The sequence below is a fragment of the Saccharopolyspora rectivirgula DSM 43747 genome (genome assembly GCF_000497205.1).
Classification (GTDB): domain Bacteria; phylum Actinomycetota; class Actinomycetes; order Mycobacteriales; family Pseudonocardiaceae; genus Saccharopolyspora; species Saccharopolyspora rectivirgula.
Genome location: NZ_AYJW01000066.1, coordinates 1 through 20,559, shown reverse-complemented (window position 1 = coordinate 20,559; position 20,559 = coordinate 1). Strand labels below are relative to the sequence as shown.

Sequence of the window (20,559 nt, the reverse complement as noted above, 5' to 3'; positions counted from 1 at the left end):
TCGGTGCCGATGTAGTTGTGCCCGAGCTGCAGCGCCTCGCGCAGCGACAGCTCCAGCACCTTCTTCGCCCGTGGGGTGAACGGGATGTGACCACCAGCTGTGCTCTCCCCGCGGCCGACCATCTCGGCCACGTGGTCCCGCACGGTCGCCGGTGAGATCCCCAGAACTTCCAGCGCTTGCGCGGCCACCCCCTGGCCTTCGTGGATCAAGCCCAGGAGAATGTGCTCGGTGCCGATGTAGTTGTGGTTGAGCATCCTGGCCTCCTCCTGGGCCAGGACAACCACCCGCCTCGCGCGGTCGGTGAACCTCTCGAACATCCGGACCCCCTGGTGGCGATGTGGCAACCGGAAGACCCCGGGCTGGTTGTGGGTGGCCGCTGAGCGGAGCCGCCGGCGCTTTCGTGCCGAGGGTATCCAGACGGCCGCCGGGCATCACTCGGAAAACCGGGGAGATGTGGCTGGTCAGTCGTAGCCGAGAGTGATGACTTCCTCGTCGATGTCTTCGCTGTTGGCGGACTGTTCACCTGGCTTCGGGGAAGACCGGTGGGGAGATGACAGCGGCTCGGACTCAGTGGGGATCTGCTCGCGGTCGTCAATCGCCCGGTCGTCAGTCGCCGAATCCATTGGCTGAACCACCTCGATGATTGTGTTGATCTGCCCTTCTGGGCTTCCCGCGCGCGGGGTGAGGTCAAACCTCGCCGCTGTTGCCCTGGGTCGCGGGGATTTCCCGGTCGACCGGACGGGTACCTGCAGACCAGCGGTCGTGTTCTGGCCGCGGCGGAGGAGGTGAGCAGCGGTCGACGGAGGAGCTGCGCTGATCGTGCTCAGCAGCGCTGCGCTCGCTGGAGCGCCTTCCCCGCGCTGGCAGGAGCTGGCCGGTGAGGTCCGCGTCGTCTGGCCGGGCAACAGGCTTTGGGGTGACCCACTGGTGGATGCTCGGATCACCCTGGAGGACCAGGCCGAGCGGTCCTCCCGCGTCTACTTGTTGGCCGATGCGTCGAACGCCCAGCTGGCCCTGGTGCTGGCAGCGCACCGGCCCGGGGTGGTTCGTGCGGTGCTGCTGGTGTCCTTGCCCCGGCAGCCGATCGCCGATGATTGCGCGCACCAGCAGCTGGTCGGTGCGCTGCGCTCGCGCGGCGTGCAGGTGCACCGCTTGCAACCGGGCGGGTCCGTGGTGCGGATCGGGGAAGCCGCGGTGGCGGAGGAAGTGCTCCGGCAGCTCGTCCGTCCGGGCTTGCCGACCGGTTAGAGCAGCATTCCCGCGGCCAGGAAGCCGAAGAAAGCGGCCACCAAGAGGACGATGACGGCGATGCCCGCTATCCACAGCCACTTCGTCCCCTGGGCCGACGGGGTGGACTTGTGGGAGACCGCGCCGGTGGCCGAGGCTGCGTCAGGAGGAGTTTCCCCGGGGGGCACGGATCCTCCGGGTTCCAGGCCGGGGGTTCGGTCCGGATCCGGTTCCGGCGGCTCGCTGGACTGGCGTGACGTCATGTCTTCCGGTTAACCCGGAGATTTTCTGCTGAAACCACAGGTCTATCTCGGCGCTGGCTGGATACCCGAGTGGTTGCCCACGCTTTGCCGGACCAACAGGAGGGAAGTCGGGATGGACCCAACCAGCCGGGCTGCGGACGGACTCGTCAACTACATCAACAGCGTCACCGATCACCTGGGCAGCGATGTCTACGAAGTCGACATCGACGTCGAGGACGTCTTGGCGACGGCGATCATCCTGGTTCGCCCGAGAGTTCCCACTCTGGTCGAACTCCCGCTGCTGCTCACCTGGGACGAGGTGAACGGGTGGGCGCTCCGGGTGGAGATCGGGGACGGTGACACGACAGTCCTCGGTTATTTAGGCGAGGACATCCTGCCGGACGCCGGCTTGGTGGAAGGTTTTCTCGCCGCAGCCGCTTCCGGCGATCACCCGGGGACCGTCTTCCCGCCGGGGTTCCGGCAGCCCGAGCGGAACGACGATCTCGAGGTGCGGTTGGCCCAGCTGGTCTGATCGGGCGATCGTGTTGTGTCCGGAGTGGTGAGCGGTGAGCATGGACTTGTACCGGGCGTCCCAGCGGTGGTGGAGGTGCCAGCCCATCCGGTTGCTCCCCGAGGGCTGAGAGGTTCCGGCTGAAGCTTCGCCGGGGTGCTGGCCCCAGCGCAGAACGGGTTGGTTCGGCGGGGTGGGACGACATGTTGCGCGCGTGCGAATTCGTCTTCCTGAGTCCGTCCACATTGGGCAGGAGGAAGTACCGGCGGGTGTGCCGGGAAATGGGGCTCGAACCCTCTGGGCGGGGCTACGGCGTGCTGTTGTGCGTGGACCAGGACGGGAACGAGGTCACGAAGTTGACCACGGACCCGTCCTACTTGAGCATGGCGGTGGCGGCCATCGCCCAGTTCCACGTGCTGCGTGGGCCGGACGCGGACCAGGAGGAGAACGTGACCCGCCTCGATGGCAGGAAGTTCGAGCTCACCAGGGCCGGCTGGCCGACGCAGCTGCTCGGGGCAGGGGCGTGAAGTCCTCGGTCAAACTCGAGTTCCCGCGGTGAGGACTTCGCTCAAGCGACCGGTCGAGGAGGAAGGCCGCAGCGGTGGTGTTTCCCCACCGGTGCCCTGGCGCAGCGCGCGGAGGAATTCCTCGAGCGTTTCCGTCGCGGTGTACCGCGGTGACCAGCCCAGTTCGGTGCGCACCCGAGTGGTGTCCATGATCGGCAGGTGCAGGAAGGTGTCGAACAGATCGGGGGAAGCCGGTACCAGCCGCATCTGCCAAAGAGCCGCCAGCAGTCCCCGTATCGGCCAGGACGGGACCGGAACGGTCCGGGCACCGAACAGTTCGGAGAGCACGGCGGCGTCGATCACCGGCTCTGCGGCCACGTTGAAAGCACCGCGCGCGTCGGAGTGCACTGCCAGCCGGTACGCCTCGGCGGCGTCGTCGCTGTGCAGCGCCTGCAGTTGCAGGCCGGGGAACGACGGGATCGCCGGCAGCAGTTCGGGGCGCACCAGACTGTTGGGCAGCAGCGGACCGATGAATATTCGGCGCTGCTCCGACGCGGACTGGGCTTTGAAGCAGAAGGCGGTTCGCATGCGCACCACGCGGATGTCGGGGTGCTCTTCGGCGAACACGTCGAGGCAGCGTTCCAGGTAGGCCTTCTCGCGAGGGTAGGCGGCTCCCGGCCAACCGTGGGTGGGCCAGCTCTCGTCGATGGCCCGTTCCGGGCCGGGGGAGTACGCCGCCACCGAAGAGGCGTAGAGCAGCGCCGGCACGTTGGCCGCGGCCACCGCGTCGAACACGCGCAGGCTTCCCAGCACGTTGGTGCGCCAAGTGGCGACCGGATCGTGGGTGGGGTGGAAGGTCCAGGCCAGGTGGATCACGCAGTCGACGTCGCGGAACAGGTGGGGGAGGTCGTCCTTCAGGATGTCGCCCTTGCGCCAGTGGACCTTGTCGCCGAAACCGGTGGGTTCTCTCCTGGAGATGGCGACGATCGAGTCCACCTGCGGATCGTTCTGGAGGGCAGCGACGATGCTGCTCCCGAGGTTCCCGGTCGCTCCCACCACTGCCACCCGGGTGCTGTTCGCAGCCTGCATTGGAGGTCCCCTCGCCGGTTGCCGTCGCAATCCCGCACAGGATTGCCCTGGCGAGGGAACAACTAAACCGCTGCGGGCGGGAGGAGCAAGCGGAAGCAGTAGTCCAATGAGGAAGGAGTGAGGGGCGGGGGTCAGCCGCCGATGTAGGACATCTCCACTTTCGAGCGGGGAGCGGTCCCGGAAGTCCGCAGCTCCGAGTAGCGGTCGGACCTGCGCTGCCAGATGCCGCTGATGCGGTCCTTGAGCTCCGCGTCGCTCGCCGTGCTCCGCACCAGCGCGCGCAGGTCGTGGCCGCGCGCGGCGAACAGGCAGGTGAACAGCTCGCCTTGGGCGGACAACCTCGCTCGGGTGCAGCTCTGGCAGAACGGCTGGGTGACCGAGGTGATCAGCCCGATCTCTCCCCGCCCGTCCAAGTAGCGGTAGCGTCGGGCGACCTCCCCGGGGTAGTGCGCTTCGGTCGGCTCCACCGGCCAGACAGCGTTGATGCGCTCCACCACTTCCTTGGCCGGGATGACGTCGGTCATCCGCCACCCGTTCGTGGTGCCGACGTCCATGTACTCGATGAAGCGCACGATGTGTCCGTGCTCCCGGCCGAACTCGGCCAGGCGGAGGAGGTCGTCCCCGTCGTTGACGCCGCGCTTGATCACCGAGTTGATCTTGATCGGTGCGAGGCCGACCCGGCGCGCCGCCTCGATTCCGCGGAGGACCTGGGAGAGAGGAACTCGCGTGTCGCTGATCTGGGCGAAGTGCTGTTCGTCCAAGGAATCGAGGCTGACCGTCACCCGGCGCAACCCGGCCTCCCGCAGCTCCTGCGCTTTGGCGGCCAGCAGGGAGGCATTGGTGGTCAGCGCGATGTCCTCGATCCCGGGCACCACGGAGATCATCGCCACGAGGTCTTCGAGGTTGCGCCGCAGGAGGGGTTCGCCGCCGGTCAACCGGATCTTGCGCACCCCCAGTTCGGCGAACACCCGGACGAGCCTGGTGATCTCTTCGAAGCTGAGCAGTTCAGCCCGGTCCAAGAACTGGTGGTCCGCCCCGAACACTTCCCGCGGCATGCAGTACCGGCAGCGGAAGTTGCACCGGTCGGTCACGGAAATCCGCAGGTCGCGCAGCCGGCGGCCGAACCGGTCCGTGCTACCGCTCTGTGCCGCTGGCATCGCGTACCTCCTGACTGTGCGGATGTTCCCAATGGTGCTCTTCGCTCTCTCTTGCGAGCAAGTAATCGATCTTATACCTCTCCGGCCAGCGGAGGCGGGAACAGATACCGCGGAGCCGGTGGTGAGGTGGTGCAGCGTTCGATCTCCACGTGGGCGTGCTGCCCCGTGCACCCCTGGGTGAGCTGCGAGGACGGCTGGTCGGCGGTGAGCACGTTGGGGTTGCCGTGCACGCACAGCACCCCACCGGGCTGGCTGGCGTCGGGGAGCGGGTCGAACCAGGCCCCGGTGGGCAGCACCGCGATGCCCGGTGGGACTTCCGGGTCGATGCGAGCGCCGGCCAGGCAAGCTCCCCGGTCGTTGTGCACGCGCACGGCATCGCCCTCTCGAATGCCCCGGGTGGCCGCGTCGTCGGGGTTGATCCGCACTGGTTCGCGCCCGTTGACCTTGTTCCGCTGGCTCAGCCGCCCCACGTCGCCCTGGCTGTGCAGCCGGGTGGCGGGCTGGTTGGCGATGAGCAGCAGCGGCCAGCGGGAGGGCGGCGGAGCGATCCACACCGGGTGTCCCGGCATGTCCGGCAACCGGTAGCTGGCTATTTGCTCGGAGAACAGCTCGATCCGTCCGCTCTGCGTGGCGAGCGGATACCGGTCCGGGGACTCGCGGAAGTCGGCGAACGGGGTGCGGCGCGGCTGCTCCGGCACCTGGCACTCCCCGGCTCGCCAGAAGGCGTGGAAGTCCGGAACCGCGCCGCCCTGCCCGGCTCGCCACTGCTCGTAGAGGTGCTCCAGCCACTGCCGCGGGGTGCGGCCGGCGGTGAACTGAGCGCGCACCCCGAGCCGGTGGGCCAGCTCGGTGAAGATCTCGTGGTCGGTGCGCGCCTCGTCGACCGGTTCCAGGATCCGGCGCATGGCGATGACCCGGGTGTCGCGCCTGCCGGCGCCGATGTCCTCCCGCTCCAGGGAAGTCGCCACCGGGAGGACGATGTCGGCGTGCCGGGCGGTCGCTGTCCAGTGCGGCTCGTGCACGATGATCGTGTCCGGCCGTTGGAAGGCGCGGCGCAGCCGGTTGAGGTCCTGGTGGTGGTGGAACGGGTTCCCGCCGGCCCAGTAGACCAGCCGGATGTTCGGGTAGTGGAAGGTCTGGCCGGTGTAGTGGAACGGCTCTCCTGGCTTCAGCAGCATGTCAGCGATCCGGGCCACCGGGATGAACGAGCTCACCGGATTGGTGCCCTGGGGGAGCGCGGGGAGCCCGGCGAGGGGTGCGGCGTCTCCGACGTCCGCCATGGACCCGTGCCCGTGGGCGAAGCCACCGCCCGGGAGTCCGATCTGCCCGAGCATCGCCGCCAGGCACAGCCCCGCCCAGATCGGTTGTTCGCCGTTCTCGGTGCGTTGCAGGGACCAGGACATCGTGATCAGAGTGCGTCCACTGGCCATCTGCCGGGCCAGTTGTCGGATCTGCGCTGCGGGGACTCCGCACCGCAGCTGTGCCCATTCGGCGGACTTCGGCGTGTCGTCCTGTCGTCCGAGCAGGTAATCGGCCAGCTTGTCGAAGCCGGTGCAGCAGCGGGTCAGGAACCGCTCGTCGTGCAGTCCTTCGGTCAGCAGCGTGTGCGCGAGCCCGAGGATCAGCGCGGTGTCGGTGCGGGGTTCGATCCGGTACCAGCGGGCGTCGGGGCCTTCGGGGACGTCGCTGGGCAGCGGGGAGACCACGGCGAGCGAGGGGCCGGACAGCTGGCGCAGGGAGGCCACCCCCTGGTGCTGGGTGATCCCGCCGGGGGTGACGAAGAGGTTCTTGAGGGGCAGGCCGCCGAAGGCGACCACGAGGTCCGCGTGCTCTCGGATGGTCTGCCAGCTGTCCGCGTGGTGCAGCACCAAGTCGGGGTCGCCGATGAGGTAGCGCAGCAGAACGGTCGAGGCTCCGTTGCTGTAGTTGCCGCGCGAACCGGTGTAGCCGCCCAGCGTGTTCAGGAACCGGTGCAGCTGGCTGGGGGCGTGGTGGAATCGGCCGGCGCTCGCCCAGCCGTAGGAGCCGGCGTAGACGGCTTCGTTGCCGTGGACGCGCACCGTTCGTTCTAGCTGTTCGGCGACGATGTCGAGCGCGGTTTCCCAACTGGTCTCGACGAACTCCTCGGTTCCGCGTGCCGCGCTGGGGCCGGGGCCGTGCTCCAGCCATCCCCGGCGGATCGCCGGTTTGGCGATGCGGGTGGGGTGGTGCACGCTGTCCGCGATGTTCTCCAGCAGTGGAGACGGAGCTGGATCGTCCGGATGCGGCTGCACCCGCAGGGGGAGGTTCTCGCTCTCGCTCGGTGCTGCGCGGTAAGCGCCCCAGTGCGAAGTGGTGCTCGACAGGTCCATCAACTCCACAGGTGCGGCTTGCGGTGCGGTGTTCTTCCACGCTAGCCCGGCAGCGGGTGGTCGGTCGGGCCGGTGCCCGCTTTCGCCGTGAGGCGTTCCACCGCGCCGTTCGAGCGGAGCGGCCGCTTTCCGAGCAGTGCGTGCTCGCGCTGTCACGAGAGGTGAGGAACGGTCTGCGAAGGGCGCAATTCGTCCATATTGGACTTCCGTTGTGAGCATTGTCATGGTGCACGGGTCCGACATCGCCTGATCGCTAGGATCGCTAAGGATGTTCGGCGTGCTGGAAGAACAACGGGGGAGATGAGAACCGGGCCGGTCTGCGCTGCTCGCGTCGCACTCGACGACCCCGGCCGGCGGACGACGTCTTCTCGTGCCGTTTCTGACCTTGTGCTGGAGGCGCGGTGGCCGGAGTGATCCAGGGCTTCGGGGTGATCGCGGTCATCATCCTCGTCGGTTACCTGCTCGGCCGGTTCGGAATCCTGGGGGCCCCGGCTCGCGAGACGCTGACCAAGCTCTCGTTCTACGTCGGCACGCCCACCCTGCTGTTCCAGATGCTGGCCGACTCCGACGTGTCGGTGCTGTTCTCGCTCCCGCTGCTGGTCACCGCCCTCAGCACCCTGCTGGTGGGGGCCCTGTTCGTCGTCATCTCCCTGCTGTGCAGGTGGAACCCCGGTTGGACGGCGATCGGGGCGATGTGCTCCACCTACGTCAACGCCGGGAACTTGGGCATCCCCATCGCCGTCTACGTCCTCGGCGACGGTTCCCTGGTAGCCCCGGTCATGCTGTTCCAGATCCTGGTGCTCAACCCCATCGGACTAACAGCGGTCGAATTGGCCGGCTCCGGCGAGCAGATGCCGCTGTGGCGGCGTCTGATCACCCCGTTCACCAACCCCATCCTGATCGGCTCGCTGCTCGGCATAGCCGTCTCGGTGACCGGTTGGGAAGTCCCCCAACCCGTCCTGGAACCGATCTCCTTGCTGGGCGGGCTGGCCGTGCCCACGGTGCTGATGGCCTTCGGCCTGTCCTTGCAGGAGAGCGTGCTGCCCGGAGGCGGTCCGGAGCGCTGGCCGGTGCTGCTGTCGGTCGCGTTGAAATCCGTGGTGCACCCACTCGTGGCGTGGGCCATCGGCGCCGGGGTCTTCGGGCTCACCGGTGCCGCCCTGTTCGCCGTGGTGGTGATCGCTTCGCTGCCCGCGGCGCAGAACATGTTCACCTACGCCTCGCAGTACAACACCGCGGTGCGGCTGGCGCGGGAATCGATCCTGCTGTCCACGATCATGTCGGTGCCGGTCCTGGTCGTGATAACCGCCCTGCTGGGCTGAGCGCGGAACGCCCGCTCCGCGGCGGTCGGCCATCACACGTCCAAGGTCACCGAGCAGCGCCACTCGTCGTTCTCGCGGCTGAATTGCAGGCCGTGCAGGGACACGGCCTTCGGGGCCGCTCCCGTGGAACGCAGCACTCGCACCGAAGTGGTCCACAACTGGAGCAGCGCTCCGCCGTCCGTCCGCTCAGCGCTGACGTCCACCGGGACCGCGTCCTCGGTGTCGAGCAAGAAGACGAGCTCGTCCAGCGCGGCCAGCAGGAGCTGCTCGTCCTGTTCGGCGTCCAGCACCACCGACCTGCGCTGGTCGGGGTGCGCTCCGGAGACCTCGGCGAACGTCGCCGTGAACGCCCGCACAGCTTGTGCGAGGCAGGCCTCCCGCGTCGGCCCCCACGCCTCGAAGCGCACATCAGCGGTGTGGGGGAGCAGCCTGAACCCCTCGCTCATCCCTTCACCACGCCCAGCGGGACGAGCCGAGCCACCTTGCGGCACAGGCCAGCACCTTCCGCTGCTTCGACCACCGCGTCGACGTCCTTGTAAGCGGTCGGTGCTTCCTCGGCGAGGCCGCGCGCCGAGCTGCCCCGAACCCGGACACCCTGGCGGGTCAGCTCCTTGCGCAGCTCTTTGACGTCGACCGACCGCACCGCCTGGTGACGGCTCTGGGTGCGGCCCGCGCCGTGGCACGTGGAGAAGAACGCGTCCCCACCGGGCACACCCGTCAACACGTACGAAGCGGTGCCCATCGACCCGGGGATCAGCACCGGCTGGCCCACCTCCCGCAGGTCGGGGGGCAGCTCCGGATGCCCGGGCGGCAACGCCCTGGTCGCGCCCTTCCGGTGCACGCACAACTGGCGCGTCTCCCCGTCCACCGCGTGGCTCTCCACTTTCGCCAGGTTGTGCGAGATGTCGTACACCAGCTCCAGCTCAACCCCGGTCTCCTTGCGGAACACGTCGCTCGCCGCGGTGCCCAGCACCTGGCGGTTGGCGCGGGCGAAATTGGCCGCAGCGGCCATCGCCCCCAGATAAGCACGTCCCTCCGGGGAGTCGACGGGCGCGCAGGCCAACTGCCGGTCCGCCACGCTGATCCCGTAGCGGGGCATGGCCGACTCCATGGCGCGCACGTGGTCGGTGCAGATCTGGTGGCCGAGCCCGCGCGAACCGCAGTGGATCATCACGCACACGCCGTCCTGGCGCAGTCCGAAGACCTCGGCGGCGCGCTGGTCGTAGATCTGCTCGACCGCCTGCACCTCCAAGAAGTGGTTGCCCGACCCGAGGCTGCCCAGCTGGGCCAGCCCCCGGGCTCGTGCCCGCTGACCGATCTGGGAGGTGTCGGCGTCGTCGACCGCCCCGCCGTCCTCGCACCGGTCCAGGTCCCGTTGGGTTCCGTACCCCCGTTCCACCGGGTAGCGCGAGCCCTCCAGCAGCACCCGCTGCAGTTCCGAGTCCGGCAGCTCCCAGACCGCTCCCTTGCCGGCGCCGCGCGGGATGGCCGCGCTCAGCCCGTCCATGATGCGGTCCGCGCGTCGCTCGAAGTCGTCCCGGTCCAAGTCGGCGGCCAGCAGCCGGACCCCGCAGGAGATGTCGAAACCGACCCCGCCGGGGGAGACCACACCACCGGTGGCCACGTCGGTGGCGGCGACGGCGCCGATCGCGAAGCCGTAGCCCCAGTGCATGTCGGGCATCGCGTAAGAAGCACCCACGATGCCCGGCAACCCGGCAACGTTGACCACCTGCTCCAGTGCGCCCTCGGACTTCTCGGGCAGCAGCGCCTCGGACGCAAAAACGATCCCCGGAACCCGCATCGAGCCGTGCTGCTCGATGCGGAACCGGTACGGCGTCTCCGCGATCAGATCCACAGCTCCCTCCCGCTGCTGCTAACTTAACCCGCCGGCCGCAGTTGTGGATCACGGCCGGGCTGCGGCCCGGAACGCGCGGGCCCCGTGCTCTTCCCCCGGGGCAGCTGGGGACTAGCCCGGCTCGCCACGTCGTTTGCGGTGCGCGACCCACGCCAGATCCACCGCGGCTATGACGGCCAGCGCGATGAGCACCCAGCCGAAGATCACCAGCGGAGGCTGCGGCTGGGTCAGCAGCACCCCGCCGGCCACCCCGCAGAAGACCAGACCGAATCCGGCCAGCCACAGCCGCAGGGTCAAAGCGCTCCGGGCGTAGGGAGCCCCGGCGTAGCCGGCGAACGGATCGTGGTAGCCCGGCAGTCCGCGTTCGTACTCTTCCCTCTTGCGTTTCGGCATGACCGCTGGCTACCCAACATCGCGTTCGGCGTCACAACCAGTGGTCGAGACGGGGCCGCAGCTCAGCCGGCGCGCTTGAGGACGCCGCGGATGAACGCGGCCTGACCCGCGTGCTCCAGGTCGTCGGCGATGACGCTCACGATGCGCACCCCCAGCGTGACCGGCGGGTCCCACGAGGTGTCGATGACCTTGCCCAGATCCCGGTCGTTCACCCGCTGCAGGTACTCGGCGGTGTGGGCGTGGACCGCGTCGTGGTACCCGGTCAGCAGCTTCTCGCCGACCCGCACCGCGGCGACCTCTTCCGAAGTGTGCCCGTAACCGGTGTCCTCCACGGGGAGGGGCAAGCTGAACCGGTCCGCCCAGCCCTGGGCGGTCCACACCTGCTCGGTTCCGGCCAGGTCGCAGATGTGGTCGTCCTGCACCCGGGTCAAGTGCCAGATCAGCCAGGCGATGGAATTGGCGCCCGGATCGATCCGGTGGGCGAGCTGCTCCCGGGTCAACCCGCGTACCGCGCCGTGCACGGCCTGGCTCACCCGGTCGAAGGCATCGAGAAAGACATCGCGACTGGACATCGGCCTGCTCCCTTCGATTGGCATCCCCTGGGTCACGGTAAGCACTGTCGAGCTGGGGAGCAGGCCGATGCGCAGCGGCTCAAGAACTCCGCGCGATGCTGCGGAAGCGGCGCAGCCGCAGGCTGTTGGTGACCACGAAGACGCTGGAGAACGCCATCGCCGCACCGGCGATCATCGGGTTCAACAGGCCGAAGGCGGCCAGCGGTAGTGCGGCCACGTTGTAGGCGAACGCCCAGAACAGGTTCCCCTTGATGGTTCCCAGCGTCCGCCGGGACAGCCGGATGGCGTCCACGGCGGAGTTCAGATCGCCGCGGACCAGGGCGAGGTCGGCGGCTTCGATCGCGACGTCCGCGCCGGTGCCCACGGCCAACCCGAGATCGGCCTGGGCCAGCGCAGCGGCGTCGTTGACGCCGTCGCCCACCATCGCGACGACCTTGCCGTTGCGCTGCAGCTGCGCGATCGCTTCGACCTTGCCGTCCGGCAACGCCTCGGCGATCACGTCCTGGACACCGACTTCGGCGGCCACCGCTCGGGCGACGGTCTCGTTGTCACCGGTCAGCAGCACCGGGTGCAGCCCCAACTCGCGCAGACGGGCAACGGCTTGCGCCGAAGTCGGCTTCACGCTGTCGCTGACCGCGAGGATCCCCCGAGCACGCCCGTCCCATGCCACGGCGACCACGGTCTGCCCGTTCTGCTCGGCCGCCAGTTGCGCCTCCACCAGGTCCGCCGGCAGCGGCTGGTCGTGCTCTTCGAGCAGCGCCGGGCGGCCCACCAGCACGGAATGCCCTTCCACGGTGGCCTGCACGCCCAGCCCGGAGAAGTTGTGGAAGGACGTCGCGGCGGGCAGCTCACCGACCTGTTCGGCGCTGGCTTCGGCAACCGCCCGGGCGATCGGGTGCTCGGAGGCGTGCTCCGCGGCCCCGGCCAACCGGAGCAGCTCGTCCTTGTCGACGCCGCGGGCGACCTGGACACCGGCCAGCGACATCCGGCCGGTCGTCACCGTGCCGGTCTTGTCCAGCACCACCGTGTCGACACGGCGAGTCGACTCCAGCACCTCCGGCCCCTTGATCAGGATGCCCAGTTGGGCGCCGCGGCCGGTGCCGACGAGCAGCGCGGTGGGCGTGGCCAGCCCCAGGGCGCAGGGGCAGGCGATGATCAACACCGCTACGGCCGCGGTGAACGCCGAGTTCACCTCGGCACCGGAGATCAACCAACCGGCCAGCGTGATGGCCGCGAGCGCGATGACCGCCGGAACGAACACCGCCGAGACGCGGTCCGCGAGCCGTTGGACGTCCGCCTTGCTGCTCTGCGCCTGCTCCACCAAGCGGGCCATTTGGGCGAGCTTGGTGTCCGAGCCGACCCGGGAAGCTCGGACGACCAAGCGGCCGCTCGTGTTCACGGTGCCGCCGGTCACCTCGTCCCCGCTGGTGACCTCGACGGGCACGGACTCCCCGGTGAGGATGCTCGTGTCGATCGCGGAGCTGCCAGCCACGACGACTCCGTCGGTGGCGATCTTCTCGCCCGGGCGCACCACGAACTCGTCGCCCGCGGACAGCTCGTCGACCGGGACCCGCTGCTCCACGCCGTCCCGGAGGACCGCCACGTCCTTGGCGCCGAGCTCCAGCAGCGCCCGCATCGCCGCTCCGGCCCGCCGCCTGGAGCGGCGCTCGAAGTACCGGCCGGCGAGGATGAACGCGGTGACCCCGGAGGCCACTTCCAGGTAGATGGCCTCCCCCGGGGCCTGCTGGGCGAACAGGCTGAACGAATGCCGCATGCCCGGGGTGCCCGCTGAACCGAACACCAAGGCGTACAACGACCACAGGTAGGCCGACAGGACGCCCAGGGAGATCAGGGTGTCCATCGTGGCCGTGGCGTGCCGCAGGTTCGCCCACGCGGCGCGGTGGAACGGCCAAGCCCCCCAGAACGCCACCGGAGTGGTCAAGGCCAGGGAAACCCACTGCCAGTAGGGGAACTGCAGCGCTGGTGCCATGGCCAGGACGATCACCGGGGCCGCCAGGGCCGCCGAAACGACGAGCCGCAGCAGCAGGGAACGGGTCTGCTCATCGGTGTCGCCGCTCTGCTGCTCTTCCGGGAGCGCCGCGGTGTAACCGGCCTTTTCCACCTGCTCGATCAGCTGTTCGGGCGTCAGCTCCGCGGGGTAGGTGACGGTTGCGCGTTCGGTGGCCAGGTTGACCGCTGCGGTGACGCCGTCGAGCTTCTGCAGCCGGCGTTCGACGCGGGCAGCGCATGCCGCACAAGTCATCCCCCCGATCTTGAGCTCGATCTGCTGAGTCGGGGAACCGGTCACAGTCCTGCCCATCGGGCCTCCTGTCCGCAGTCCGGCATTGCTGGAGTGGTCAGTTCAATTCGTAACCGGCTTCTTCGACGGCCGCCTTGACGTCGCTGTCGCTGATCGGCTCGCTGCTGGTGACGGTGACCGTGCCGGTGTCCAGGTCCACGGCGACGTCGGTGACCCCGGTGATCTGGCTGATCTCCTCGGTGACCGCTCGCACGCAGTGCTGGCAGCTCATCCCGCTGACGGAGTAGGTGCTGGTCATCTGTTCCTCCTCGGATTCAGGACTTCACCAATCGGGCGATGGCCTCGCTCGCTTCCCGCACCTTCTCCTCGGCGAGTTCGTCCCCGGCGGCCGCGGCCTCGGAAACGCAGTGCTCGAGGTGCTCTTGGAGCAGGTTGAGGGCGACGGACTGCAAAGCGCGGGTGGCGGCCGACACTTGTGTCAGCACGTCGATGCAGTACCTGTCGTCATCGATCATCTGGGCGAGTCCTCGGACTTGCCCCTCGATGCGGCGGAGCCGGTGGATGTAGGCCTGCTTGTCGTGACTGTATCCCCGCATCAGTCCTCCCCGGGGAAACGAACATGCCCCTACCTTTATACCCTAGGGGGGTAGGGTAAGGAGCGATCGCTGGTGCCCTGTGCGGGAGTTCCGGAACCGCGCGGCGGCTCAGCTGCTCCGGACCGCGCCCCGTCGAGGTGGCAGCTCCACCCGGGTGAGGTCCTCGGCGACCGTGAGCTGGCCGTCGAACACGGACGCGGCCTCCGCGTAGAACAGGCCGGCATCGGGATAGCGCTGCGAGAAGTGGGTGAGCACCAAGCTCTTGACCCCGGATTCGCGGGCGACCCGCGCCGCCTGGGCGGCGGTCAAGTGCCGGTACTCATCGGCCAGCCGAGCGTCCTGCTCGAGGAAGGTCGACTCGATGACCAGCAGATCGGCCTGCTCGGCCAGGGCGAACACCCCGTCGCACAGCCGGGTGTCCATGACGAAGGCGAAGCGTTGCCCCCGGCGCGGCTCGCTGACCTCTTCCAGCGTGACCCTCCGGCCGTTGACCACCAGGGATCCCTCGCGTTGCAACCGCCCCACGTCCGGGCCGCGGACCCCGTGCTCGGCCAGCTTGTCGGGCAGGAAGCGGCGGCCGTCCGGCTCGACAAGCCGGTAGCCGAACGTCTCGATCCGGTGGTCCAGCGGAACCGCCTCCAGCGTGCCGAACGATCCGGTGGCGATCACGCCGCCGGTGGTGATGCCGCGCTCCTGCACCGAAGCGATCTCCTCGAAAGCGGACGCCCAGCGCAGTCGTTCGAGGAAGCGCTGGCCCGCGGCCGGGTAGTGCACGGTGACCGCGTGGGGCACCCGTTCCAGCGACAGCCGTTGGATCACCCCGGGCAGCCCCAGGCAGTGGTCCCCGTGGAAGTGCGTCAAGCAGATGTGGTTGATGTCGTGGGCGCTCACCCCGCTGCGGATCATCTGCCGCTGCGTTCCTTCGCCCGGGTCGAACAAGAACCCCATCCCGTCCCAGCGCAGCACGTAGCCGTTGTGGTTGCGGGTGCGGGTCGGAGTCTGGCTCGCCGAACCGAGGACCACCAGTTCCCTGCTGGACACGCACTGCACTCTAAACGAGCGGCGGAACTACTGTTCGGCGGAGCCGATCTCCCGGCCCGCCTCCGTCGTCCGCTCGCCCGCTCTGGCGCGCTCCAGGGCCTCGGTCTCCTCCCGGGGATCGGGGATGAGCAGGCTCCCCGGAGTGGCCTGACCGGCAGCGCCGATCTGGTTCATCCGCTTGGGAACAGGCGCCCCCTGGTACGACAGCGGGATCGGGTGCCCGTGCTCATCGGTCGGCCCGAGCGGCTGGTGGACTTCGATGAACTCGCCGTGGGGCAGCCGCTTGATGATCCCCGTCTCGATGCCGTGCTCCAACACCTGCCGGTCGGAGCGCTGCAGCCCCAGGCAGATCCGGTAGGTCACGTAGTAGGCGATCGGCGGCAGCACCAGCAGGCCGATCCGCCCGGCCCACAGCGTGGCGTTCAGCGACAAGCCGAAGACGTACGAAATGATGTCGTTGGCGCCGGACAGCAGCAGCACGAGGAAGAACGTGATCGCCATCATGCCGAGCGAGGTCCGAACCGGCACGTCGCGCGGTCGCTGCAGCAGGTTGTGGTGCGCGGTGTCGCCGGTGAGCTTGCGCTCCAGAGCGGGGTAGACCAGCGCAATGGTGAAGATCAGGCCCAACCCGAGCACCAGCGGGAAGAAGGGCGCTGGAATGGTGACCGGCCCCAAGTAGAACTCCCACGGCGGCCACAGCCGCCCCATGCCGTCAGTCCACATCATGTACCAGTCGGGCTGCGAAGCGGCCGACACCATGCTGGCCACGTACGGGCCGAAGTTCCAAACCGCGTTGATCTGGAACACCCCGCTCATGATGGCGAGCACCCCGGTGAGGATCAACAACAGACCGATGCTCTTCACCGCGAACTTCGGCATGATCCGCACGCCGTCGACGTTGCTCTCGGTGCGCCCCACCCCCGGGTACTGGGTGTGCTTCTGGTACCAGACCAAGGCCAAGTGGACCGCTATCAGCGCGATGATGAGCCCCGGCAGCACGAAGACGTGGAACAGGTAGAACCGCGGAATGATCTCGGTGCCGGGGAATTCCGAGCCGAACAGCAGCCAGTTCAGCCAGGTGCCGACCACCGGGATGGACAGCAGGATGCCCGAAGCGATCCGCAGCCCGGTACCGGACAGCAGGTCGTCGGGGAGCGAGTAGCCGACGAACCCTTCGAACATGCCCAGGATGAACAACAAGATCCCGATGGTCCAGTTGGTCTCCCGGGGACGTCGGAACGCACCGGTGAAGAAGATCCGGAACATGTGGGCCACGATCGAAGCCATGAACACCAGGGCGGCCCAGTGGTGGATCTGCCGTGCGAACAACCCGCCGCGGACTTCGAACGAGATCTGCAAGGTGCTCTCGAAAGCCCGGGACATCTCCACACCGCGGAGGTTGTTGTACGGGCCGTTGTAGGTCACCTCCGCCATGGAGGGATCGAAGAAGTACGCCAGGTACGTGCCGCTGACGAGCAGGATGATGAAGCTGTACAGCGCCAGCTCCCCGAGCAGGTACGACCAGTTCGAGGGGAAGACCTTGTTCAACTGGCGGCGGAATCCGGAGCCGGCCTGCAGCCGGAGATCGACCTCGGTCGCCATGCGGCCGAGCCGGTTGAGCAGCTTGCTCTCCGATTTCGCGGGTTGGGTCAGCCTGCTCATGGCAACACCCCAGCGTTGGATGCCCGTCGACGTCGTCGAACGGCGAACCGTTTCTTCGCCATGGGGCCGTGCACGACGGCGTAGTTGCAGCGTACTGCCGCACCGACGGGTCTGCTGAGCACAGCGGTACCGGGTGTTGCGGCAGTTGGTGGATCCACCGGAGGTGCCCGGCCAGGGGCGGAGAGCGGACCGAGGTCCCCGCTGTTGCTCCAGCCCCCGCCTCGGGAATGTGCGACCAATGCGCACCCCCGCTCGGAGCGAGAGGGAGGCTGATTTCTCCAAAAATCACGCAACTCCTCGGCATGTCGCAAAAATTGCGCGAAGACGGGTGAAGCTTTCCAGTTCGTCCGTTCACCCAGGACCGCCTCAGGTGGATGCCCCACGTGCATCGATCGGTTCCGGGCGCCATCGACTCGACGTGCGAGGAGCTGCGGGGAGGGAACTCCGCGGTGCGCGCTTCCGCGCTCAAGAATTCTGGGAAACCCGCTCGATGTGCTCGTCGATCAAAGCGTCGAGTTCTGCCAGCCTGGCGCGGATTTCCGCTGCCCTGGTCCGGGACACCGCGGGTAGCTGAGCTGCGAGCTGACCGTATTCGACCAACAGCGCCGGCAGATCTGGCTGATCCATTTGGTGCGGGATGTGGGTCACCCTCCGATGGTGCGGGGTTTTCCCGCATCCGTCGATTCGATCAGAAAACGCTGGTGTTCTCGGGCAAGTGATCGGTCTTGGCTATTCTCTGCACTTCCAAGCCGGAACGAGATGGAGAGAGGCATGACCGAAACCGCGCTGGAGCGGGCCATGAGCTTGCTCGAGCAGTACCCGGTGGCAGACGGGCACAACGATTTGCCCTGGGCGCTGCGGGAACAAGTCGGTTACCGGCTGGACCGCTGCGACATCGCCCAGGACCAGTCCCATCGCTTGCACACCGACCTGCCGCGGCTGCGGAAAGGCGGAGTCGGCGCTCAGTTCTGGTCGGTCTACGTGGACGCCGAACTGCAGGGCGACCGGGCGGTGAGCGCCACCCTGGAACAGATCGACTGCGTCTTGTCCCTGGTGCGGAAGTACCCCCAGCAGCTGCAGCTGGTCACCACCGCGGAGGAGATGGAACGGGTCCGGGGAACCGACCGCATCGCCTCGTTGATGGGCGCCGAGGGAGGGCATTCGATCGCCTGTTCGTTGGCGACCCTGCGGGCTTTCCACCGGCTTGGCGTCAGGTACATGACGCTGACCCACAACGACAACGTCCCGTGGGCGGATTCGGCGACTGACGAGCCGGCCGTGCACGGTCTGACTCGCTTCGGCGTCGAAGTGGTCCGGGAGATGAACCGGCTGGGCATGCTGGTGGACCTGTCCCACACCTCGGCCGAGACCATGCGGGACGCGCTGCGGGCCACTCGGGCGCCGGTGATCTTCTCGCACTCCTCCGCCCGCGCGGTGTGCAACCATCCCCGCAACATCCCCGATGACGTGCTGGCCGAACTGCCCGAGAACGGCGGGGTCGCGATGGTGACCTTCGTGCCGAAGTTCGTCCTCCAGGAGGCCGTGGAGTGGGCGGAGGCCGCCGATGAGCACCTGCGCGCTCGTGGTCTGGATCCGCTGGGAACGACTCCGGAGGTGATGGCGGTCCGAGCGGAGTTCGAAAAGGCCAACCCGCGGCCCGTGGCCACCGCTTCCACGGTGGCCGACCACCTGGATCACATGCGCGAAGTCGCAGGTGTCGACCACCTCGGCATCGGAGGTGATTACGACGGCACCCCCTACATGCCGGAGGGGTTGGAGTCCGTTGCCAGCTATCCCCAGCTGGTGGCGGAGCTGTTGTCCCGGAACTGGTCGGAATCCGATCTGGCGAAGCTGACTTGGCAGAACGCGGTTCGAGTGCTGCGGGACGCCGAGGCGGTGGCCCGTTCCCTGCAGCGGACGGAAGAACCTTCGGTGGCCACCATCGAGCAGCTGGACGGTTGAGTCGATTGCTGCGTTTTCCGGCCCGGTGTTCGGATGACCGGGCCGGATTGCTCCACGGGCACTGCGGTAGATGAGTGAGGCATTGAATTGTTCGTTGACCTCACGTTCTTCTGATCGTTAAGTTCGATGCGGATCATCGCCGCATAATTGAGGTGTCCCATGAAGCGGTTCGACCGATTGCAGCAAATTCTGTCCCTGGACGCGGATCGGGACTGCGAAACCATTTACCGGCTGCTCGCCGAGTACGAGTTTCCATGGGACATAACGAAAGCTCTTGAATTCGCGTTGTTCCGGACCTATGCGGTGCCGTCCATCGGCCGATTGCTCGACCGGACCGGAGAATTCGTCAAATGCCCGCAGAAGCGGTATGACGACACCACGCTGCTGCTCTACGAAGTTTTCCACTGGGGCCCGCGCAGTCCGCGCGGCCGCGAAGCCATCGACCAGATCAACGCCATTCACTGGCGGTACCGCATCAGCAACGAGGACTACCTGTACACCCTCTCGACTTTCGTCGTGACTCCGGTTCGCTGGCTGGACGATTTCGGCTGGAGAGAACTCCACCCCCACGAGATCCGCGCGATGACCAATGTCATGCGACGAATGGGGGAGGGGATGAAAATCTCCGACATACCCGAGACGTACCAGGAATTCAGCGAATTCTTCGACGATTACGAGCGCAAGTACTTCGGCTTCGACCCCGGTGGACGTCGGGTGGCCGACGCGACGCTCAGACTGTTCGGGGAGTGGTATCCCGGAAAAGTCGGTGCTGTGGTTTCGCGCGCAGCGCGCCTGCTCATGGATCCGCACTTGTTGGAGGCTTTCGGCTATCCGCAGCCTCCCGATTTCGCCCGGAAGCTCGCCCGGCTGGCGCTGAGGGCCAGGGCGAAGGTCATCCGCTACGGCCCGGTCCGACCCGACCACCGTCCGGTCGCGCCCCGCCCACCCACGTACCCGCAGGGATGGACCATCCAGGAACTCGGCCCCCGCTCCTTCCACCGCTACCGGGCCCGCCGGCTGGCCGAAGGAAAACAACTCCCGGAGCGCCCACCTGCGGTGCACAGGAACTGCTGAGAGCCTCTCCACCTCTCGATGTGAGCAGCAGGTCGCAGCGGGTTCGCCGCGACCTGCTGCTCGTGGTGTTGCGGAGCCCTTCCGCCGCGGAGGGGAGCGGCTGCTGCACAACCGCACCGGACCGTGCTGCCACCTCCGCGCGATTCGGAAGAGATCTGCGCCCGGTCTTCCCAGCAGGGCCACCTGTCGAACGCCAGCGCTCGGAACAGCCGGATGAACGCCCTGAGGAGGGCGAGCAGCTGCGTTCCTCCGGTGGCTGCCAGGCCGGGGTGCGCGCTGCGACCGAGCTGGTTTCTCCAGTGCCGTGCTGCCGACGGGAAGCGCAGTGCCCGTGCAGCTGCCCAACCGGTGCATTCACCCGATGCGTTCACGTCATGCAGAAGTGGTATCGGAAGGGGGCACCGGGATTCGCGCGCACCCGCTTCGCGACCGCCGTGGTGCATCCCCTCCCAGGACTGGGCGGAGGCCACATCCGGGTTTGCGGATCGGAACTGAATTCAGCGGCTCCTGCAGAAAAGGAGATTCTTCTCTCCCGGAATAGATCCACATCAGATTGATGATTCCGATTCTGGAAGATTCTTTTTTCCTCCCAAGGGGAAGTGCCCTGTCGAGTGATTCGAACACAGGGGCCAGTCAAACGGGACTGTCGATCGGTGTTGTTCGCACTGCGGTACAGCAAGCGCGCCCATACGATTCCGATACGCCTCCTGGCTGCCGGATAGGAGGAGGATCCATGGTC

Annotated in this window: 22 protein-coding genes; 6 read left to right on the top strand and 16 right to left on the bottom strand. The window is 67.7% G+C overall.

Translation table 11 applies throughout. The annotated features are described in order from the left end of the window. Both SREC43747_RS0115920 and SREC43747_RS21395 read right to left on the bottom strand, forming a co-directional pair. A partial coding sequence (locus SREC43747_RS0115920) for a Clp protease N-terminal domain-containing protein (protein ID WP_029722305.1) occupies positions 1-317 on the bottom strand: 317 nt, incomplete at its 3' end. A 144-nt stretch (positions 318-461) separates the two neighbouring features. After that, positions 462-623, bottom strand: coding sequence for a hypothetical protein (locus tag SREC43747_RS21395; protein ID WP_160173027.1), 162 nt, complete (start codon positions 621-623; stop codon positions 462-464). A 196-nt stretch (positions 624-819) separates the two neighbouring features. Between SREC43747_RS21395 and SREC43747_RS0115910 the strand changes: the two genes are divergently transcribed. Beyond that, positions 820-1,248, top strand: coding sequence for a hypothetical protein (locus SREC43747_RS0115910; RefSeq protein ID WP_029722304.1), 429 nt, complete (start codon positions 820-822; stop codon positions 1,246-1,248). On the opposite strand, the gene SREC43747_RS0115905 is transcribed toward SREC43747_RS0115910, so the two are convergent. Next, entirely contained in the window at positions 1,245-1,415 is a 171-nt protein-coding gene (locus SREC43747_RS0115905; RefSeq protein ID WP_236623227.1) for a DUF6480 family protein, read from the bottom strand. The two genes, SREC43747_RS0115910 and SREC43747_RS0115905, sit on opposite strands and share 4 nt — an antisense overlap. A gap of 187 nt (positions 1,416-1,602) precedes the next feature. Between SREC43747_RS0115905 and SREC43747_RS0115900 the strand changes: the two genes are divergently transcribed. Continuing rightward, positions 1,603-2,001: a DUF6292 family protein gene (locus SREC43747_RS0115900; protein WP_029722302.1), complete on the top strand. Its 399-nt coding sequence runs from the start codon at positions 1,603-1,605 to the stop codon at positions 1,999-2,001. A 182-nt stretch (positions 2,002-2,183) separates the two neighbouring features. Further along, positions 2,184-2,507: a hypothetical protein gene (locus tag SREC43747_RS0115895; protein ID WP_029722301.1), complete on the top strand. Its 324-nt coding sequence runs from the start codon at positions 2,184-2,186 to the stop codon at positions 2,505-2,507. Between the two features lie 9 nt (positions 2,508-2,516). Here SREC43747_RS0115895 and SREC43747_RS0115890 read toward each other — a convergent pair whose 3' ends face one another. From SREC43747_RS0115890 to SREC43747_RS0115880, 3 genes are all read right to left on the bottom strand, one after another. Continuing rightward, positions 2,517-3,575 carry an NAD-dependent epimerase/dehydratase family protein gene (locus tag SREC43747_RS0115890; RefSeq protein ID WP_029722300.1) on the bottom strand — a complete coding sequence of 353 codons (1,059 nt, stop codon included), beginning with the start codon at positions 3,573-3,575 and terminating at the stop codon, positions 2,517-2,519. Positions 3,576-3,706: 131 nt separating this feature from the next. Beyond that, positions 3,707-4,732 (bottom strand): GTP 3',8-cyclase MoaA, encoded by a 1,026-nt coding sequence (gene moaA / locus SREC43747_RS0115885; protein ID WP_029722299.1) that lies wholly within the window; start codon positions 4,730-4,732, stop codon positions 3,707-3,709. A 71-nt stretch (positions 4,733-4,803) separates the two neighbouring features. Then, positions 4,804-7,083: a molybdopterin-dependent oxidoreductase gene (locus SREC43747_RS0115880; RefSeq protein WP_029722298.1), complete on the bottom strand. Its 2,280-nt coding sequence runs from the start codon at positions 7,081-7,083 to the stop codon at positions 4,804-4,806. Between the two features lie 401 nt (positions 7,084-7,484). Between SREC43747_RS0115880 and SREC43747_RS0115875 the strand changes: the two genes are divergently transcribed. Continuing rightward, positions 7,485-8,405, top strand: a complete 921-nt coding sequence (locus tag SREC43747_RS0115875) for an AEC family transporter (RefSeq protein WP_029722297.1) — start codon at positions 7,485-7,487, stop codon at positions 8,403-8,405. Between the two features lie 32 nt (positions 8,406-8,437). Here the strand turns inward: SREC43747_RS0115875 and SREC43747_RS0115870 are convergent, their stop codons facing one another. From SREC43747_RS0115870 to SREC43747_RS21625, 10 genes are all read right to left on the bottom strand, one after another. Then, positions 8,438-8,851 (bottom strand): archease, encoded by a 414-nt coding sequence (locus SREC43747_RS0115870; RefSeq protein ID WP_029722296.1) that lies wholly within the window; start codon positions 8,849-8,851, stop codon positions 8,438-8,440. Continuing rightward, positions 8,848-10,260 carry an RtcB family protein gene (locus SREC43747_RS0115865; protein ID WP_029722294.1) on the bottom strand — a complete coding sequence of 471 codons (1,413 nt, stop codon included), beginning with the start codon at positions 10,258-10,260 and terminating at the stop codon, positions 8,848-8,850. The genes SREC43747_RS0115870 and SREC43747_RS0115865 overlap by 4 nt, the downstream gene beginning before the upstream one ends. Before the next feature lie 111 nt (positions 10,261-10,371). Then, positions 10,372-10,653 carry a DUF6343 family protein gene (locus SREC43747_RS0115860; protein WP_029722293.1) on the bottom strand — a complete coding sequence of 94 codons (282 nt, stop codon included), beginning with the start codon at positions 10,651-10,653 and terminating at the stop codon, positions 10,372-10,374. A gap of 62 nt (positions 10,654-10,715) precedes the next feature. Next, a complete protein-coding gene (locus tag SREC43747_RS0115855) occupies positions 10,716-11,225 on the bottom strand; it encodes a mycothiol transferase (protein WP_029722292.1) in 510 nt (169 codons plus the stop codon). Between the two features lie 79 nt (positions 11,226-11,304). Further along, positions 11,305-13,545 carry a heavy metal translocating P-type ATPase gene (locus SREC43747_RS0115850; RefSeq protein ID WP_029722291.1) on the bottom strand — a complete coding sequence of 747 codons (2,241 nt, stop codon included), beginning with the start codon at positions 13,543-13,545 and terminating at the stop codon, positions 11,305-11,307. A gap of 37 nt (positions 13,546-13,582) precedes the next feature. Further along, complete coding sequence (locus SREC43747_RS0115845) at positions 13,583-13,783, bottom strand: heavy-metal-associated domain-containing protein (protein WP_029722290.1); 201 nt, start codon at positions 13,781-13,783, stop codon at positions 13,583-13,585. A 16-nt stretch (positions 13,784-13,799) separates the two neighbouring features. Continuing rightward, on the bottom strand, positions 13,800-14,081 hold the full coding sequence (locus SREC43747_RS0115840) for a metal-sensitive transcriptional regulator (protein ID WP_029722289.1): 282 nt from the start codon (positions 14,079-14,081) through the stop codon (positions 13,800-13,802). Between the two features lie 108 nt (positions 14,082-14,189). Next, positions 14,190-15,122: a ribonuclease Z gene (locus SREC43747_RS0115835; protein WP_029722288.1), complete on the bottom strand. Its 933-nt coding sequence runs from the start codon at positions 15,120-15,122 to the stop codon at positions 14,190-14,192. Between the two features lie 27 nt (positions 15,123-15,149). Beyond that, positions 15,150-16,784: a cytochrome bc1 complex cytochrome b subunit gene (gene qcrB, locus SREC43747_RS0115830; RefSeq protein WP_037332251.1), complete on the bottom strand. Its 1,635-nt coding sequence runs from the start codon at positions 16,782-16,784 to the stop codon at positions 15,150-15,152. A 465-nt stretch (positions 16,785-17,249) separates the two neighbouring features. Continuing rightward, positions 17,250-17,411 (bottom strand): hypothetical protein, encoded by a 162-nt coding sequence (locus SREC43747_RS21625; protein WP_162832391.1) that lies wholly within the window; start codon positions 17,409-17,411, stop codon positions 17,250-17,252. A 144-nt stretch (positions 17,412-17,555) separates the two neighbouring features. Between SREC43747_RS21625 and SREC43747_RS0115820 the strand changes: the two genes are divergently transcribed. Next, entirely contained in the window at positions 17,556-18,746 is a 1,191-nt protein-coding gene (locus tag SREC43747_RS0115820; RefSeq protein ID WP_029722285.1) for a dipeptidase, read from the top strand. A 159-nt stretch (positions 18,747-18,905) separates the two neighbouring features. Beyond that, entirely contained in the window at positions 18,906-19,820 is a 915-nt protein-coding gene (locus SREC43747_RS0115815) for an oxygenase MpaB family protein (protein ID WP_051388081.1), read from the top strand. Positions 19,821-20,559: the final 739 nt, after the last annotated feature.